Origin of the sequence: Mucilaginibacter gynuensis (assembly GCF_039541195.1) — a bacterium.
GTDB classification, from domain to species: domain Bacteria; phylum Bacteroidota; class Bacteroidia; order Sphingobacteriales; family Sphingobacteriaceae; genus Mucilaginibacter; species Mucilaginibacter gynuensis.
Genome location: NZ_BAABFT010000025.1, coordinates 23,748 through 39,323 on the forward strand (window position 1 = coordinate 23,748; position 15,576 = coordinate 39,323).

Genomic DNA, 15,576 nt, shown 5'->3' on the forward strand with positions numbered 1-15,576 from the left:
GATAACCCCTGCCACTACACTTAGGTACACCCTCGGGGAAACATAGCCTTAAGCAAAACGCATAATTAACTCACCCGGTCTACGCTTCGCTGGACCTGCCCTCTGCGCAAGCGCAAAGAGGGCTAAAAAAACAAAAACCCTCTTTACGCTTGCGTAGAGAGGGTCGACGAGCGAAGCGATGTCGGGGTGAGTCAATTGGAGGGCGAATTTTATCAACAACCTTATTAAGTTGCCGGGTATGGGCACCAGTCTGTTACTCCAGTCACTCCCATCCATTATAAAAATATGCTTTGCTACTATCAAAAAAACATCTACTTTTGCATCGCATTATACTTACAACAAAACTCGACCGCACATCGTTCTTACAATACAATGCTAAATAGAAGACACTTAAGAGTAAAGGTACTACAATCCCTGTATGCGTACCATCAGTCAAGCAACCGCGACGTTAAACAACACCAGAAAAATTTATTGCAGAGTGTAGACAGCGTGTACGAAATGTACATCTGGATGCTGTCGCTTATTTCGGAAGTGGTAAGTTTTGCTGCCAATGATGCCGAAGAGCGCGCTAACAAACACTTACCTACGGCCGACGATCTTAACGCCAGCCTTAAAATTTTGGATAACAGGTTCATCACCTCGTTAAGCCAAAACAAGGAATACATTGCCGCGATAAAAAAATATAAAATAGACTGGGGCTTTGAACCTGAACTTTCTAAAACCCTCTTCAATGTTTTAAAAGCATCTGACGAGTATAAAGAATACCTGGCTAAAACCGACGATACCCTGCATTCTGATAAGGATATCATTAAGTTTATCTTCAAAAAAGTGATCCTTAAATCATCATTAGCCGAGCAGGTTTTTGAAGATAAGTTTATTGTTTGGCCGGTTGATAAGGATGTGTTGCAGGCTTTGATTGCTAAAACCTTCAAAAACTTCTCGCACGATGAGCCGCAGCTGAACAAGCTGGCCGAGGTTACCGGTAACTGGGAAGAGGACCGCGAGTTTATTATTGACCTGTTCGACAAATGCGTAAGGCACGATGCCGAATACCAGGAGATGATAGCCGCCAAAACCCAAAACTGGGAGCCCGAGCGCATAGCCATGATGGATACCCTGCTGATGAAAATGGCCTTAACCGAGTTTATCAATTTTAGTTCGGTACCGGTAAAGGTTACTATTAATGAGTACCTGGAGATCTCTAAAGAGTTCAGTACCCCTAAAAGTAATTCGTTCATCAACGGTATTTTAGATAAGATACTGGCCGAACTGAAAGCCGAAAACAAGATCAAAAAGTTTGGCAGGGGCCTGATTGAGTAATTGCTGAAAATTAATAGCTTTATTGCCAAAATAAAGCCATTTAATTAAACGTAATATATACTATGAAAAAGATATTTTTAAGCCTGGTTGCCGCCACTGTTATTTTAGCAGCTTGTAATCAATCAAAAACAAATAACAGCGAAAGCGCTGCTGATACCACTGCAACTAACGGTGTTACTGCCGCCTCTGCCCCGGTTGATTCTGCACAGGCACCGGTAATTCAGTTTGAAGTACCCATGTACCAGTTTGGTAAGGTAACCGAAGGCGAAAAAGTGAATTACGAATACAAATTTACCAATACAGGTAAATCGCCGCTAATTATAGCCAACGCTGTTGCAAGTTGTGGCTGTACTGTGCCTGAGTGGCCAAAAACGCCTATCGCGCCTAATGCCGGTGGTGTTATTAAAGTTACTTTTAACAGTGCCAACAAAGTAGGCGTGCAAGATAAACTGATAACCGTTACTGCCAATACCGTACCTGCACAAACTGTAGTGCATTTGGTAGGTGAGGTTGTAGCGAAAAAATAATTACACACTAATAAAATAAAAATTAAGCAATGGGTACCCAAACTCCGCAGTTGATAATGATGGGATTGATCATCCTGGTATTTTACTTCTTTATGATCCGTCCGCAGGTAAAAAAACAAAAAGATCAAAAAAAATATGTTGAAGAACTAAAAAAAGGCGACAAAGTTGTTACCACTTCAGGCATACATGGTAAAATTTTTGAAGTAGGCGAAACTACCTTCATCATCGAAATTGATAACGGTGTTAAGGTTAAATTTGATAAGGTAGCTATCTCTTTAGAGGCATCAAAAGCGCTTAATACGCCTGTTGTAGCTAAATCTTAATAAAAAAACATTATTTTTATAATGCCGTTCAATTGTATTAATTGAGCGGCATTGTAGTTTAATGGCATGGCAATAGTAAAATTATCACCTGTAGAACGAAGACGGCTTACCGCGTTTGCAAGCTGTTTGGCACTGGCTATTGTAGCCTGGGTGTTTACTGTGCTCTCTAACCCTTACGATTTTGTTATCCGCAAGGTGATCAGCTATAAAAATAGTCCGCAAAAGAAATCGTTCCATCAGTTGCAATCTGATACGGTAGACGCTACGGTGCATGGCACTGGCTGGCAAATGCTGTTTTCGAGGTTTACCGACGACTCTAAACCGCTGGATATTGACCTGCAAACACTGGATAAACGCAATTATGTGGTGTTGAGCACGCAACTGTTCGCCATTAATAAAAAACAAGCCGAAAACCGCCAGATAGTCGGTATAGATCCGGATACGCTGTACTTCGATTTCTCGAACCGCAGGTTTAAAAAAGTGCCGGTAAAGCTGGTGAAGTCTATCAAATACGAAAAGCAATATTTTCAGTCGGATGATATTGAGATAAAGCCAAGCGAAGTAACTGTAAGCGGCCCAAGCGAGGTGATCAGTAAAATTGAATACTGGAAAACCGATACATTGAGGGGTACAGATATCAACGAAACGCTACAGGGGCAGCTAAAACTGCAACCGGTAAAAGAAGGCAACATGAGCGTTTACCCTAAAACGGTACAGGTAAAAATACCGGTTGATGAGTTTACCGAAAAAAGCCTGCAGGTGCCCGTAAAGGTGATCAATAACAGCAATTATTACAACGTTAAGATCTTCCCCCAAAAGGTTAAGGTTACTTTTGTTACCTCTTTGAACGATTATCCTAATATCGACGAGGCTTTTTTCGTAGCCGCTGCCGATTTGGACCTGTGGCGTTTGCACGGGTACAATGTATTGCCGGTAAAAATAAACCGCTTGCCCCCCTATTGCCGTATTGTAAAGATAGAGCCTGCCAATGTTGATTTTATTATAAAAAAATAATGCTGAAAGTAGGCCTCACCGGTAACATAGGCAGCGGAAAAACCACCGTAGCGCAAATATTTGAAGTATTGGGCATCCCCGTATTTTATTCGGATACCGAAGCTAAAGCTGTAATGACCACCGATGCCGAGTTAATTGCCGGGATTAAGGAAACATTCGGCGAAGCATCTTACTTTGAAGATGGCAGCCTCAACCGCAAGCATATTTCGGGCCTAGTGTTCAACAACCCTTCCGAACTGGCCAAACTTAACGCGCTGGTACATCCGGCAGTTTTCAGGGCTTTTGATGCCCGTATTTTGCAGTTTGAGGGTAAAGTGCCCTACATTATTAAAGAAGCCGCCATATTGTTTGAAAGCGGCTCGTATAAAGATTGTGATGCCACTGTACTGGTTACCGCCCCGCTGGAAACACGGATACAACGGGTAATGCAGCGCGATAATTTACAGCACGATGAAGTGCTCAACCGCGATGCCCGTCAGTTCCTGGAAGCGGAAAAGCTGAAGATGGCCAATGAGGTGATCGTTAACGACGACTCGCAACTGGTGATTCCGCAGGTGCTGGCATTGCACAACAAATTCTTATCTCTCGTAAAAGTTTAATGATCCTCGACGATTTTTTGATTTACAATACCAACGGTTTATACTGTAAATGCGGTGATTTCTATCTCGACCCGCAGGTGCCGGTAACCCATGCCGTAATATCACACGCCCATGCCGACCATGCCGTAGCCAGTAATAACGAGGTTTATTGCACCGAAGCCACAGCAGCGTTTATGCAGTTACGGTATGCTAAAAATGCCGCTAAAGTATTTAATATCGCCGCCTATCATCAAAGTTTTGTAGTAGGAGGGGTGGCTGTCACATTTATATCGGCAGGGCATATGCTGGGTTCGGCACAGGTGCTGATGGAATATCAGGGCACTAAATACCTGTACACTGGCGACTACAAGATACAGCCCGATGCTACTTGCGAACCAATAGAATGGGCAAAAGCCGATGTACTGATCACCGAAAGCACCTTTGCCGATCCGGAAGTTTTACACCCCGATCCGGTAGTCGAAATAAAAAAGCTGAATGATATTTCGCTCAATATTATGCTGGGGGCTTACAGCTTAGGTAAAAGCCAACGGCTTATTAACCTGATAACCGAACATGCTCCGCAGAAAACGATACTGGTACATCACCGCATTATGCCTATAAACCAGGTTTACGAGCGTATGGGCTACAAGCCGGGTAAGTACCAGATATATGGCCGTAAGCTGATGAAGCAACAGGGGGGCTTTGTTTATATAGTGCCGCCTTTTACGTTTGATAGTTATGCGCGGGCAAAGGATGTAAAGCGCTTGTTTGCTTCGGGCTGGAAAAATTTGCAGGTAAATAAGCAGGATACGCTCTTCATATCCGATCATGCCGACTGGAACGATATCCTCGAAGCGGTAAAGCAGGTGCAGCCAAGCCAGATATGGACATTGCACGGCGACGGCAGGCATTTAAAAAATCATTTTAATAATGATATTTTTGTTAAATTGCTGAGTTGATAATGTTAACTGAAAACGTTGATTATTACATAAATGAGGAGGGTAATTTTGTTTTTACCCGCGAGTACCATTTAAAAAGAGGCTACTGCTGCAAAAATAAATGCCTGCATTGCCCCTGGGATTACGGTAAACCAAAACAAACCAAACAAATAAAAAAATTATAAACATATTTGCATTTCAGGCATTTATATAATTTATGCGTATCGAAGACGAAATACAAACCACCAATTTTGAAGATAATTACCATAAGGTAACTATCAATATTTCTTATACGTCCGGCTGGATGAGCAATTTCATGCGCCCGCATTTCGAGAAGTATAATCTTACCGTGCAGCAATTTAATATATTGAGGATATTACGCGGGCAATACCCTAAGCCAGCAACCATCAATTTGCTTAAAGACCGCATGATCGATAAAATGTCCGACGCGTCGCGCATTGTAGATCGATTGGTGCAAAAGGGCCTGGTATCACGCTGCACCAACTCTAAAGACAGGCGCGCCGTTGATATCCGCATCAGCGAAGAAGGCCTCGCCATACTCTCAAAAATGGATGTTGACTTCAAAGCCAAAGATCTTTTACGCAGCAACCTCAGCGAAGAAGAAGCCGGCACCTTAAGTGACCTGCTGGATAAGTTGAGAGGATAGTTTTTTAAGCTGAAAGGCTTCTTGAGGTAAAAGGAGAAAGGTTAAAGCTGAAAGGTTTCTTTTAAAGTTATTGATCCGATTGTCAGCTTTTAGCTTTAGTCTTTCAGCTGTACGCTTTTACCTTTCACCTTTATCCTTTCACCTTTTCGCTTTCAGCCTCTACAAAAGAAACCCTGCCAAGGCTATCCCAACACCTAACAATACTGCTACCAGTTTACGGAGGTTAAATTTATGGTCGGCACTTGATTCGAATAGGATGGTGGTTGAAATGTGCAGAAATATACCGATCACTACACCCATTATGCGGTTAAAATACTGTTGCAGGTTGCCGATATCGCCGTTGCTTAAAGCTGTGCTGAAGTAATAACCTGCCGGGGCCATAACGGCGAACAGGGTGATATAAAAGATAGTTTTATTGCGGCTTTGTCCGTTACCTAACAGAACGCTACCCAGAGCGAAGGCCGCAGGTATATGGTGCAGGGCAATGCCGAATATAAGCTGTTTCTGATGCCCTTCGGCGATAGGCATACCTTCTAAAAAGGCGTGCAGACAAAGGCTGATCATAATTCCCAGCGGAAACACCACATGCCCGTGATTGTGCGTATGAATATGTCCGTGTTCAATACCGTCCGAAAATTGTTCCATCAATATCTGGAACAAAAAACCGACTAATATAAATACCCCAACCAGGTTATCGTTGCCATGATAAGCATCAGGTATCAGGTGCAAAACAGTAATGCCGAACAGATAGGCACCGCTAAAGGATAATACCAGTTTAAGCAATTTATGGTTATTGCCCTTAAACAGAAACACGCTTAAACCACCCAATAAGGCACTCGAAAATAACAATATGATTTGCCAGGCGGTCATTTAAAACTTAGGTTGTAATTTCTTAAATAATAGGGCAAGGGCAAAGCCAACCAATAAACCGTACAGGGCTCCGCCGGTAACATCAATGGGGTAATGCACGCCCACGTATACCTGTGCAAAGCATATTATGCCGGCCCATATCATAGTAAGCGGCCATATCCAGCGCCAGCGTTTGCTGAAAACGAGGCTTAAAAAAGCAGCCATAGCAAAATGATCGGCGGCATGGGTTGAAGGGAAGCTGTAGCCAGATCCGCAGGGAATACGCTCCACATCGGTTTGCGATACAATAGGGTCGTTGCATGGCCGTAAACGCTTTATGGCCGGTTTAATAATGCTCGCGCTGGTAAAATCGGCAACGCCTGCACTGGCGGCCAGCATTAATACGATGATCACACCGGTTCTCTTAAACTTGTATATGCAGAAGCCTATGATGAAAACATATAGCGGTATCCAAAACCTTGGATTACGCATATAGGGCATAATCCAGTCAAAAAAAGCATTGCCCAGATCATGGTTAATAAAATAAAAAAAATGCCGGTCGAATTGTAATAGCTGGTCGGGCATTGGGTATTTGTTTTTTAAAAAGCGAGCGCAAATATAGCCATTAAAATGCTGGTTAAAACAACACTATTTTTACCCTGCTATCGTTTAAATATCTTTACTTTTGGCGCAAATATAATCGTTGTGACGTTAATCAAATCAATATCAGGCATCCGCGGTACCATAGGCGGTCCGGCAGGAGACGGCCTAACCCCCATAGACATCGTAAAATTCACATCAGCGTATGGCAGCTGGGCGGTAAAAAGAACAGGAATAAAGAAAATAGTATTGGGCCGGGATGCCCGCATTTCGGGCACTATGGTAAACAACCTGGTGATCGGCACATTGCAGGGCTTAGGCATAGATGTGGTAGACCTTGGCCTATCCACTACGCCAACAGTAGAAATAGCCGTTCCGCTGGAACAGGCGGCAGGCGGCATTATATTAACCGCCAGCCATAACCCCAAACAATGGAACGCGCTGAAACTGCTGAACGAAAAAGGCGAGTTTATTAACGATGCCGATGGTAAGGAAGTACTGGAAATAGCCGAGAACAGCGATTTTACCTATGCCGATGTAAACAACCTGGGCAAGGTAACCAACGACGATACTTACCTTCAAAAACACATCGACCAGATCCTGGCCTTGCCACTGGTAGATAAGGAAGCGGTAGCGAAAGCCAACTTCAAAATAGTGATCGACTGTGTGAACTCTACCGGCGGCATCTTTGTACCGGCACTGCTGAAAGCATTGGGTGTAAATACGGTACACGAACTCTATTGTGAACCCGATGGCGAATTTCCTCATAATCCGGAACCATTACCGGAAAACCTGATCGCGTTATCGCAGGAAGTAACCAAGAAACAAGCAAACCTGGGCATAGCGGTAGACCCCGATGTAGACAGGCTGTGCTTTGTATGCGAAGACGGCAGCATGTTCGGCGAAGAATATACATTAGTAGCCGTAGCAGATTATATACTGCAGCATACTAAAGGCAATACGGTATCCAACCTGTCCTCCACAAGAGCGCTAAGAGATGTCACCGAAAAAGCAGGCGGAACCTACCATGCAGCGGCAGTAGGCGAGGTAAACGTGGTGAACAAGATGAAGGAAACCAACGCGGTAATTGGCGGCGAAGGTAATGGGGGAGTAATCTACCCGGAACTTCATTACGGCAGGGACGCGCTGGCAGGTATCGCGCTATTCCTGACCCATCTGGCAAAATACAACAAGCCGGTATCGGTATTGAGGAGTTCGTACCCGAACTATTTCATCTCGAAGAACAAGATCACGTTGACACCGGAGATGGATATCGACGCGTTATTGCTGAAGGTAGAAGAGAAATACAAAAGTCAGCCGCATACCACAATTGACGGATTGAAAATAGAATTTGACAAAGAATGGGTACATTTGCGCAGATCAAACACTGAACCTATCATCCGCATTTATTCGGAAGGTAATTCAGAAACGGTTGCCAATAACCTGGCCAACAAGATCATTAGCGATATAAAGGAAATTTTACAACTGAATTAGTGTTGTTTGCAGTAGGATTAGGCCCCTATTGTAAGCTAACTGGTTCAATATTATATTAACTCTCACATAATTGACTGACTAAAAATGCGTGTTTATTTTGATAATGCAGCTACCACGCCGCTTGATCCTGAAGTATTAAAGGAAATGTACAAAGTAATGGAAAACCACTATGGTAATCCATCATCTATTCATGCTCACGGGCGCGAGGTTCGTACGCTTATCGAAAGGTCACGCAAAACAGTAGCCAATTTATTGCATACATCGCCTGCCGAAATATTTTTTACCAGTGGCGGCACCGAGGCAGATAATACAGCCATCAGGTGCGGCATTGCCGATCATGGTATTAAACATGCCATTACCAGCAAACTGGAGCATCACGCGGTGATCCATACGCTTGAAGCCATGCAAAAAGCGGGCGTTATCAAACTAAGCTTTGTTGATACCGACGATAAAGGTAATATCGATTACCAACACCTCGAAATCCTGTTACAGCAAAACGAGCGCACGTTTGTATCCTTAATGCATGCTAACAATGAAATTGGTACCCTTACCGATATTGAGCAGGTAGGTAACCTTTGCGAGCAATATAACGCCATCTTCCATTGCGATACAGTGCAAACTATGGGGCACTACGCGCACGATTTGAGCAAGCTTAAGGTTAACTTTTTAGTTTGCGCGGCACACAAGTTGCACGGCCCTAAAGGTGTCGGCTTTTTACATGTGAACCATAAACTGAAGATCAGTCCGATGATTTACGGCGGATCGCAGGAGCGTAACATGCGCGGTGGTACCGAAAACGTATATGGTATAGTTGGTTTGGCCAAAGCGCTCGAACTGGCCTACACCGAAATGGAACAACATCAGCAACATATTCAAGGCCTTAAAACCTACATGATAGATAAGCTGAAGCACGAAATACCGGGCATTGGCTTTAATGGCGAAACAGCGCCCGAAAAGAGCTTGTACACTGTGCTTAACGTATCATTCCCGGAAATGGATATGGCCGATATGCTGTTGTTTAACCTGGATATCGCGGGTATTTCGGCATCGGGCGGCAGTGCTTGCAGTTCGGGTACCGATATTGGTTCGCACGTACTTAATGCTATTGGCGCTAACCCTACAAGGCCGTCGGTTCGTTTCTCTTTTTCTAAGTATAACACTAAAGAAGAGATTGATTACACGGTGAACAAAGTACGCGAAGTTTGCCTGGTGAACGCCTAAGAACGTCTTTTTTTCATTTTTCTGATGAGCCGTATAGAGGCTTTTAATAGGCGTTGTTTTTTGTAATAATAAAAACAATAGGCTATTGCTATGGGTTTATTAATTAACAATTAAAACAAAACCTATGATAGCGATAACAGAAAATAATCTGAACGATCGGGAAGATTTGTTCGATGATAACGATAACCAAAATGGTTTAACTAATAGCGGCAGGGCATCTGATTTCGGCGACGAAGATGATGAATACGGCGTCGACCGCGATGAAATAGAAGAAGATAATATCGATGATGATGGTTATGATAACACCCTCACCGACGATGATTTGAATTACGATATTGACGACGAAGAAAGCGATGTAGATGAAGACAAGGATTTCGAGGCCCACCTGGCACCACAATCGGTAGATCCTGATCCGAATGAAACACCGGAAGAGCGTGAGGCAAGCGAGGAAAGCACAAGTTTCCCTTCAACACGTGAATATAGTCGTCCCCAGGAAGGTAACGATGCCTCGTACAGCGAGCAAACCGACGTTACTCCGCCAAACCCACATGAGTTTCCGTCAGAAGGCCCCGCGAAAGCTGATTTCAGCAGCCGTCCGCATGGCCGCACAACCGGCCGTATGTTAGGCCATGAGCCGGGTACGGAGGGAATATAACCCCCCAGTCCCCTGAAGGGGGGTGAAAAGCATCCTTAAAAGAAACGGGCCACAAAAAATTGCGGCCCGTTTCTTTTTGATGTATATTTTATAGCCTTGATTCTCAAAGGCTCCCCCTTCAGGGGGCGGGGGGGGCTAACATTTTTATAAACGAAGCCAGTCTTTCTTTCATTTCGCGGCGGTCAACTATAAAGTCGAGGAAGCCGTGCTCTTGTACAAATTCCGCGGTTTGGAAACCTTTTGGTAAATCTTTCTTGATGGTTTCTTTAATCACCCTTGGGCCTGCAAAGCCGATCAATGCACCCGGTTCCGCGATATTGATGTCGCCAAGCATAGCGTAAGAGGCTGTTACACCGCCTGTTGTAGGGTCGGTAAGTAAAGAGATGTATGGTATTTTAGCCTGGCTTAACAGGGCTAACTTAGCCGATGTTTTAGCCATTTGCATTAGTGAGAACGCGGCCTCCATCATACGTGCACCACCCGATTTGGATATCATCAGGAAAGGGATCCTGTTTTTGATGCTGTAATCGATAGAACGGGCAATTTTTTCGCCCACTACCGAACCCATTGAACCACCAATAAAGTTGAAATCCATACAGGCAATTACCAGATCCTGACCTTCAATTTTACCATGACCGGCGCGTATAGCATCGGTAAGGCCTGTTTTTTTGGTAGTTTCCTTTATCCTGTCGGTGTATTTTTTTGTATCCTCAAAATGCAGGGGATCACCCGATCTGAGGTCGGTAAATAGTTCTGTAAACTCGTTATTATCAAACAGTACAGAAAAGTATTCTTTTGAGCCAATACGTAAATGGTAGCCGCAATAGTGGCAAACATATTGGTTCTCAACTTGCTCTGAATAGTGTAAAGGTTTTTTACATTCCGGGCATTTATTCCAGATACCATCAGGTGCTTCTTTCTTTTCCTGAGTAGTCGTAATTATCCCCTTGATCTCTCGTTTAAACCACGCCATATCTTTTTCGAAGTCTTTCAATATGATGCAAAGAAACGAATTTTTCCTTTATTATCATTTATGAGTTTACATTGTGTGTTTGACATGAGTAATGAGCGGCAGTACTGTTAAGTTTTTAACCGCTGAGGAAGCTGAGGTTTTCGCAGAGAGCGGGGAGTCTTTTTACCTTTTCTTCCTGTCATCCTGAATGTAATGAAGGATCTTCTTCGATATGAAGGTTTTTGTTCAACCGTTAAGTGCAGGGCGTTTTTTTAACCACAAAGTACACAGAGGTTTCCACGGAGTTACACAGAGAATTTATTTGATGATACATTATACCTGCCCATGACATGCTTTGGAAAATGGGGCATCCTGAGCTTGTCGAAGGATTGTGTGTAAAGGCGTTGATCACGCACCATTAGGTGAAAGGCATTTTATCTTGATTCCTGATTCTCAACTCTTGCATCTAATTTAACACGCTTGTTTACATTATTTAATACTAAAATGGCATAAAAACAGGGGCTATTTATATAATAGTGTAGAAAATACACCATGTTGATAAAAAAGCACAGTGATTTAGTAGATTATATACATAAAACCATAGGAAATTTATATCTTCGGGCTCCAAAAATCAAATTTTTTAATTAATGAGTTTAAAAGATTACAAAGGTGTTTTGCACGGCGATCAGGTGCAGGAACTATTTGAGGCAGCTAAAAAGCATCAGTTTGCTTTACCGGCAGTAAATGTTATAGGTACCAACACTGTAAACGCTGTGTTAGAAACGGCGGCAGCTGTTAAATCTCCTGTTATTATTCAGCTATCAAACGGTGGCGCGCAATTTTACGCAGGTAAATCATTAGATAATTCAAAACTGCAGGCTTGCATTTTAGGTGGCGTATCTGCCGCTAAACACGTGCATTTGCTGGCAGAGCACTATGGTGTCGCGGTTATTTTACATACCGACCACGCTGCTAAAAAATTATTACCATGGATAGATGGTTTGCTTGATCACGGCGAGAAATTCTTTGCTGAAACAGGAAAACCATTGTTCTCATCACACATGCTCGACTTATCAGAAGAGCCTTTGGAAGAGAATATCGAAATATCTGCCAAATACCTTGAGCGTATGGCTAAAATGGGCATGACCATCGAAATTGAGCTTGGTGTAACCGGCGGCGAAGAAGATGGTGTTGATAACAGCGATGTTGACAGCTCAAAATTATATACCCAACCTGAGGATGTTGCTTATTCTTATGAGCACTTATCGGCAGTTAGTCACCGTTTTACCGTTGCTGCTGCATTTGGTAACGTACACGGTGTATACAAACCGGGTAACGTAAAATTACAACCGATAATTTTGCACAACTCACAAGAGTTCCTGAAAAAGAAACATAACATTACTGCTGAGAAACCGATCAACTTCGTGTTCCACGGTGGTTCTGGTTCAAGCCAGGAAGAAATCCGCGAGGCTATCTCTTACGGTGCTATCAAAATGAACATCGATACCGATATGCAATGGGCTTACTGGGAAGGTATAAAAAACTACTACCAATCAAAAGAAGCGTACCTGCAAGATCAAATTGGTAACCCTGAAGGTGTTGATTCTCCTAACAAAAAATATTACGATCCACGCGTTTGGTTACGTAAAGGCGAAGAGAACTTTGTAAAAAGGTTAACCGAAGCTTTCAGCGATCTTAACTGTATCGACGTTAACAGCAAGCTGTAATAGTCTTTAAAGCTATATTAAAAGAGTGCCAATTAAACATTGGCGCTCTTTTTTCGTTTAATACATCAACACATAAACAACCAATGGCCAGTAAAAAGAGTTTTTTTGAGCGTTTTGCCAACTGGGCAACCAGCGCTACGGGCAGTTCTGCCGCGTTTATTACCGCTATGTCGGTAATTATTGTTTGGGGGATAACGGGGCCCATATTTAAATACTCCGATACCTGGCAGCTTATTATTAACACCGGCACTACCATTGTTACCTTTTTAATGGTTTTTTTGATCCAAAAATCACAAAATAAAGACTCAAAGGCGATACATTTGAAGCTGAACGAGCTCATAGCGTCGCACCAGGGAGCCAGTAACCGCATGGTTGATATTGAAGACCTTAACGAAGAAGAGCTGAACAGCCTGCACAAGTTTTACGAGCAGTTATCTGATTTGGCCGAAGAGGAAGACGATATACTTTGTACGCACTCTATTGATGCCGCTACCGAAAACCATACCACTAAGTTGAACAGTTTAAAATCGAAAGAACATTATACCAATGCCCGCCAGTTACGACATAAAAATAAACACAGTAAGCAATAAAGAACAAGAGGCGGCCATGCAGGCCATCAGGTACGAGGTGTTTGTGGAGGAGCAAGGCTGCCCGCACGAACTGGAGATTGAGCACGATGAAGAAGCAACGCGCCTTTTAGCTACAGCCGATGGCATACCCGCCGGAGCCGCACGCTGGCGCAAAACAGATAAGGGCTACAAACTGGAACGCTTTGCCGTACTCAAGCAATACAGGGGCAAAGGGGTAGCCCAAGCGATGTTAAAAGCTATAATTGATAGTTTACCTGCCGATGCAAGCTATGTTTACCTCCACGCGCAAATACAGGCCGTAGGCTTATACGAGAAGAATGGTTTTGTACAGGAAGGCCCGGAGTTTGAAGAAGCCGGTATAAGGCATTATAAGATGGTTTTGAAGTGAAGTCAAAATTCAAAAGTTAAAATTCAAAAAATAGGGGCAAAGGGAACTATCCTCACAGCCATCGGAAAGGTAAAAGCGTGGGCAATGTGCGATTCCCTCCCTTGGGAGGGTGTAGGGAGGGGTTTCATCAAATGGTTTATGATTTTGCTGTAAAAACACATCTCGCTGCCACCCCAATTCCAAACGCACCCCTCCCAAGTGAGGGAATTAAAAAAATCCCAGTACTTACGAGACTTCAATTCCGTTTCAAAACAAGAAAGGCAATATGATGATCACATTGCCTTTCTTGTTCAGTAAAACCTTTGCTTACTGATCGTATTTAGTTACGGCATTCTTTTGCGCGTCTGATGTTTCTTTTACGAATTTGCGGATGATGATACGGTTACCGCCGTTGTAACTTACATAGCTGGCTACCCAGTTAATGAAAACTACCCAACGGTTACGGCCGCCCATTAATGAGATCAGGTGGATAAACATCCAGGTTAACCAGGCGAAAAAGCCCTGGAACTTGATGGTTTTGCTGATATCAACCACGGCTTTATTACGGCCAATGGTAGCCATTGATCCTTTATCAAAATAGCTGAACGGTACGGTTGGTTTGCCTTCCAGTATGTTCAAAATGTTTTTAGCTACGCTTTTACCTTGTTGCATGGCTACCTGTGCTACACCCGGGTGTCCGTTAGGAGTACCTTCGGTAATGCTGGCTGCAACGTCGCCAATAGCGAATACGTCGGTATGACCATCTACCTGGCAAATAGCGTTTGTTTTGATGCGGTTACCACGTATTACGGCATCTTTGCCCAAACCTTCGGGTACCTGGCCCATTACACCGGCCGACCATATTACACTTTTGGTACGAATGCTTTTGCCGCCTTCAAACACAATTACTTCGCCATCGTAGCTTTCTACCTTGGTGCCCAGCAATAACTCAACACCCATGCCTCTCAAAAACTTCTCGGCAGATTTTGATGAATCGTCAGACATCGGCCCTAAAACCTTGGGCAAAAAGTCTACAAGGTAAACCTTCATTTCTTCTTTGCGCAGTTCGGGGTAGTCTTTGGTGAGGATGTGGTTCTTGATCTCGGCCAGTGAACCGGCTAATTCAACACCTGTTGGGCCGGCGCCTACCAGTACAAAGTTCAGGTAAGGTTCGCGATCTTCTTTTGAGGCTTGCAATACAGCTGCCTCTAAGTTTTGCAGAATAAGGTAGCGTATGTTTAAGGCCTCGGGTATGGTCTTCATTGGCATGGCGAAGCGCTCAATTTCTTTGTTACCGAAGAAATTGGTGGTGGAGCCTGTTGCTACTACCAAATAATCATAAGCGATATCGCCTATATTGGTTTCTACGTGTTTGCTTTCAGTATTGATACCTGAAACTTCGGCTACGCGAAACCTGAAGTTTTTTTGCCCGTCGAACTTTTTACGCAGCGAAAATGCTATTGATTCGCACTCCAAACTGCCCATGGCTACCTGGTAAAGTAAAGGCCAAAAGCCGTGATAATTGTTTTTATCAAGCATTAAAACATTTACAGGTTTGTCTTTTAAATTTTCGGCAACCTGCAGCCCGCCAAAGCCGCCGCCGATAATTACTACTAAAGGGAAATTTGATTTGTTTGCGAGATCCATATATATATAATAATGGGGGTTATTTCAAATAAAGTTGTGTGCTGTAAAACATAAAACAAAAAGGCCCCAAATGTTCTTTGGGGCCTCTTAAATATTATAAATAAGTT

Annotated in this window: 18 protein-coding genes; 14 read left to right on the plus strand and 4 right to left on the minus strand. The window is 43.4% G+C overall.

Annotated elements, in window-relative coordinates; translation table 11 throughout:
• Positions 1 to 372 precede the first annotated feature (372 nt).
• The 8 genes from nusB to ABD894_RS26445 all read left to right on the plus strand — a co-directional run bounded on the left by nusB (position 373) and on the right by ABD894_RS26445 (position 5,367).
• Positions 373 to 1,320: a transcription antitermination factor NusB gene (nusB, locus tag ABD894_RS26410; protein WP_345214103.1), complete on the plus strand. Its 948-nt coding sequence runs from the start codon at positions 373 to 375 to the stop codon at positions 1,318 to 1,320.
• Between the two features lie 62 nt (positions 1,321 to 1,382).
• Positions 1,383 to 1,847 carry a DUF1573 domain-containing protein gene (locus tag ABD894_RS26415; protein WP_345214104.1) on the plus strand — a complete coding sequence of 155 codons (465 nt, stop codon included), beginning with the start codon at positions 1,383 to 1,385 and terminating at the stop codon, positions 1,845 to 1,847.
• A gap of 29 nt (positions 1,848 to 1,876) precedes the next feature.
• Entirely contained in the window at positions 1,877 to 2,170 is a 294-nt protein-coding gene (gene yajC, locus ABD894_RS26420; protein ID WP_345214105.1) for a preprotein translocase subunit YajC, read from the plus strand.
• A gap of 66 nt (positions 2,171 to 2,236) precedes the next feature.
• Positions 2,237 to 3,184: a CdaR family protein gene (locus ABD894_RS26425; protein WP_345214106.1), complete on the plus strand. Its 948-nt coding sequence runs from the start codon at positions 2,237 to 2,239 to the stop codon at positions 3,182 to 3,184.
• Complete coding sequence (coaE, locus tag ABD894_RS26430) at positions 3,184 to 3,783, plus strand: dephospho-CoA kinase (RefSeq protein WP_345214107.1); 600 nt, start codon at positions 3,184 to 3,186, stop codon at positions 3,781 to 3,783. Before ABD894_RS26425 ends, coaE begins: the two co-directional genes overlap by 1 nt.
• The gene (locus ABD894_RS26435; RefSeq protein ID WP_345214108.1) at positions 3,783 to 4,721 is read left to right on the plus strand and encodes an MBL fold metallo-hydrolase; all 939 of its coding nucleotides are present in this window, start codon (positions 3,783 to 3,785) and stop codon (positions 4,719 to 4,721) included. The genes coaE and ABD894_RS26435 overlap by 1 nt, the downstream gene beginning before the upstream one ends.
• A 2-nt stretch (positions 4,722 to 4,723) precedes the next feature.
• Positions 4,724 to 4,885 carry a C1orf53 family protein gene (locus ABD894_RS26440; protein WP_345214109.1) on the plus strand — a complete coding sequence of 54 codons (162 nt, stop codon included), beginning with the start codon at positions 4,724 to 4,726 and terminating at the stop codon, positions 4,883 to 4,885.
• A 32-nt stretch (positions 4,886 to 4,917) separates the two neighbouring features.
• The gene (locus tag ABD894_RS26445) at positions 4,918 to 5,367 is read left to right on the plus strand and encodes a MarR family winged helix-turn-helix transcriptional regulator (RefSeq protein WP_345214110.1); all 450 of its coding nucleotides are present in this window, start codon (positions 4,918 to 4,920) and stop codon (positions 5,365 to 5,367) included.
• A gap of 159 nt (positions 5,368 to 5,526) precedes the next feature.
• Here ABD894_RS26445 and ABD894_RS26450 read toward each other — a convergent pair whose 3' ends face one another.
• The gene (locus ABD894_RS26450) at positions 5,527 to 6,237 is read right to left on the minus strand and encodes a ZIP family metal transporter (protein WP_345214111.1); all 711 of its coding nucleotides are present in this window, start codon (positions 6,235 to 6,237) and stop codon (positions 5,527 to 5,529) included.
• Positions 6,238 to 6,801: a phosphatase PAP2 family protein gene (locus ABD894_RS26455; protein ID WP_345214112.1), complete on the minus strand. Its 564-nt coding sequence runs from the start codon at positions 6,799 to 6,801 to the stop codon at positions 6,238 to 6,240.
• Positions 6,802 to 6,921: 120 nt separating this feature from the next.
• Here ABD894_RS26455 and glmM point away from each other — a divergent pair, with 120 nt between their 5' ends.
• The 3 genes from glmM (at position 6,922) to ABD894_RS26470 (ending at position 10,186) form a co-directional block, all read left to right on the plus strand.
• On the plus strand, positions 6,922 to 8,310 hold the full coding sequence (gene glmM, locus ABD894_RS26460) for a phosphoglucosamine mutase (protein ID WP_345214113.1): 1,389 nt from the start codon (positions 6,922 to 6,924) through the stop codon (positions 8,308 to 8,310).
• Positions 8,311 to 8,394: 84 nt separating this feature from the next.
• Positions 8,395 to 9,531 carry a cysteine desulfurase family protein gene (locus tag ABD894_RS26465; protein WP_345214114.1) on the plus strand — a complete coding sequence of 379 codons (1,137 nt, stop codon included), beginning with the start codon at positions 8,395 to 8,397 and terminating at the stop codon, positions 9,529 to 9,531.
• Positions 9,532 to 9,655: 124 nt separating this feature from the next.
• Positions 9,656 to 10,186: a hypothetical protein gene (locus ABD894_RS26470; protein ID WP_345214115.1), complete on the plus strand. Its 531-nt coding sequence runs from the start codon at positions 9,656 to 9,658 to the stop codon at positions 10,184 to 10,186.
• A 118-nt stretch (positions 10,187 to 10,304) separates the two neighbouring features.
• Here ABD894_RS26470 and accD read toward each other — a convergent pair whose 3' ends face one another.
• On the minus strand, positions 10,305 to 11,159 hold the full coding sequence (accD, locus tag ABD894_RS26475) for an acetyl-CoA carboxylase, carboxyltransferase subunit beta (protein ID WP_345214116.1): 855 nt from the start codon (positions 11,157 to 11,159) through the stop codon (positions 10,305 to 10,307).
• A 626-nt stretch (positions 11,160 to 11,785) separates the two neighbouring features.
• Here accD and fbaA point away from each other — a divergent pair.
• From fbaA to ABD894_RS26490, 3 genes are all read left to right on the plus strand, one after another.
• Positions 11,786 to 12,865 carry a class II fructose-bisphosphate aldolase gene (gene fbaA / locus ABD894_RS26480; RefSeq protein WP_345214117.1) on the plus strand — a complete coding sequence of 360 codons (1,080 nt, stop codon included), beginning with the start codon at positions 11,786 to 11,788 and terminating at the stop codon, positions 12,863 to 12,865.
• 83 nt (positions 12,866 to 12,948) lie between these two features.
• Positions 12,949 to 13,455 carry a low affinity iron permease family protein gene (locus ABD894_RS26485; RefSeq protein WP_345214118.1) on the plus strand — a complete coding sequence of 169 codons (507 nt, stop codon included), beginning with the start codon at positions 12,949 to 12,951 and terminating at the stop codon, positions 13,453 to 13,455.
• The gene (locus ABD894_RS26490; RefSeq protein WP_345214119.1) at positions 13,412 to 13,843 is read left to right on the plus strand and encodes a GNAT family N-acetyltransferase; all 432 of its coding nucleotides are present in this window, start codon (positions 13,412 to 13,414) and stop codon (positions 13,841 to 13,843) included. The genes ABD894_RS26485 and ABD894_RS26490 overlap by 44 nt, the downstream gene beginning before the upstream one ends.
• Before the next feature lie 306 nt (positions 13,844 to 14,149).
• Here ABD894_RS26490 and ABD894_RS26495 read toward each other — a convergent pair whose 3' ends face one another.
• A complete protein-coding gene (locus tag ABD894_RS26495; RefSeq protein ID WP_345214120.1) occupies positions 14,150 to 15,469 on the minus strand; it encodes an NAD(P)/FAD-dependent oxidoreductase in 1,320 nt (439 codons plus the stop codon).
• Positions 15,470 to 15,576: the final 107 nt, after the last annotated feature.

Excerpts from the sequence above, each read along its gene's own strand:
- coaE (WP_345214107.1), top strand. The coding sequence starts at position 3,184 with ATGCTGAAAGTAGGCCTCACCGGTAACATAGGCAGCGGAAAAACCACC.
- accD (WP_345214116.1), bottom strand. The coding sequence starts at position 11,159 with ATGGCGTGGTTTAAACGAGAGATCAAGGGGATAATTACGACTACTCAG.
- ABD894_RS26435 (WP_345214108.1), top strand. The coding sequence starts at position 3,783 with ATGATCCTCGACGATTTTTTGATTTACAATACCAACGGTTTATACTGT.
- nusB (WP_345214103.1), top strand. The coding sequence starts at position 373 with ATGCTAAATAGAAGACACTTAAGAGTAAAGGTACTACAATCCCTGTAT.
- ABD894_RS26490 (WP_345214119.1), top strand. The coding sequence starts at position 13,412 with ATGCCCGCCAGTTACGACATAAAAATAAACACAGTAAGCAATAAAGAA.
- yajC (WP_345214105.1), top strand. The coding sequence starts at position 1,877 with ATGGGTACCCAAACTCCGCAGTTGATAATGATGGGATTGATCATCCTG.
- ABD894_RS26455 (WP_345214112.1), bottom strand. The coding sequence starts at position 6,801 with ATGCCCGACCAGCTATTACAATTCGACCGGCATTTTTTTTATTTTATT.
- ABD894_RS26445 (WP_345214110.1), top strand. The coding sequence starts at position 4,918 with ATGCGTATCGAAGACGAAATACAAACCACCAATTTTGAAGATAATTAC.
- ABD894_RS26485 (WP_345214118.1), top strand. The coding sequence starts at position 12,949 with ATGGCCAGTAAAAAGAGTTTTTTTGAGCGTTTTGCCAACTGGGCAACC.
- ABD894_RS26465 (WP_345214114.1), top strand. The coding sequence starts at position 8,395 with ATGCGTGTTTATTTTGATAATGCAGCTACCACGCCGCTTGATCCTGAA.
- ABD894_RS26495 (WP_345214120.1), bottom strand. The coding sequence starts at position 15,469 with ATGGATCTCGCAAACAAATCAAATTTCCCTTTAGTAGTAATTATCGGC.
- ABD894_RS26450 (WP_345214111.1), bottom strand. The coding sequence starts at position 6,237 with ATGACCGCCTGGCAAATCATATTGTTATTTTCGAGTGCCTTATTGGGT.
- ABD894_RS26470 (WP_345214115.1), top strand. The coding sequence starts at position 9,656 with ATGATAGCGATAACAGAAAATAATCTGAACGATCGGGAAGATTTGTTC.
- ABD894_RS26440 (WP_345214109.1), top strand. The coding sequence starts at position 4,724 with ATGTTAACTGAAAACGTTGATTATTACATAAATGAGGAGGGTAATTTT.
- ABD894_RS26425 (WP_345214106.1), top strand. The coding sequence starts at position 2,237 with ATGGCAATAGTAAAATTATCACCTGTAGAACGAAGACGGCTTACCGCG.
- fbaA (WP_345214117.1), top strand. The coding sequence starts at position 11,786 with ATGAGTTTAAAAGATTACAAAGGTGTTTTGCACGGCGATCAGGTGCAG.
- ABD894_RS26415 (WP_345214104.1), top strand. The coding sequence starts at position 1,383 with ATGAAAAAGATATTTTTAAGCCTGGTTGCCGCCACTGTTATTTTAGCA.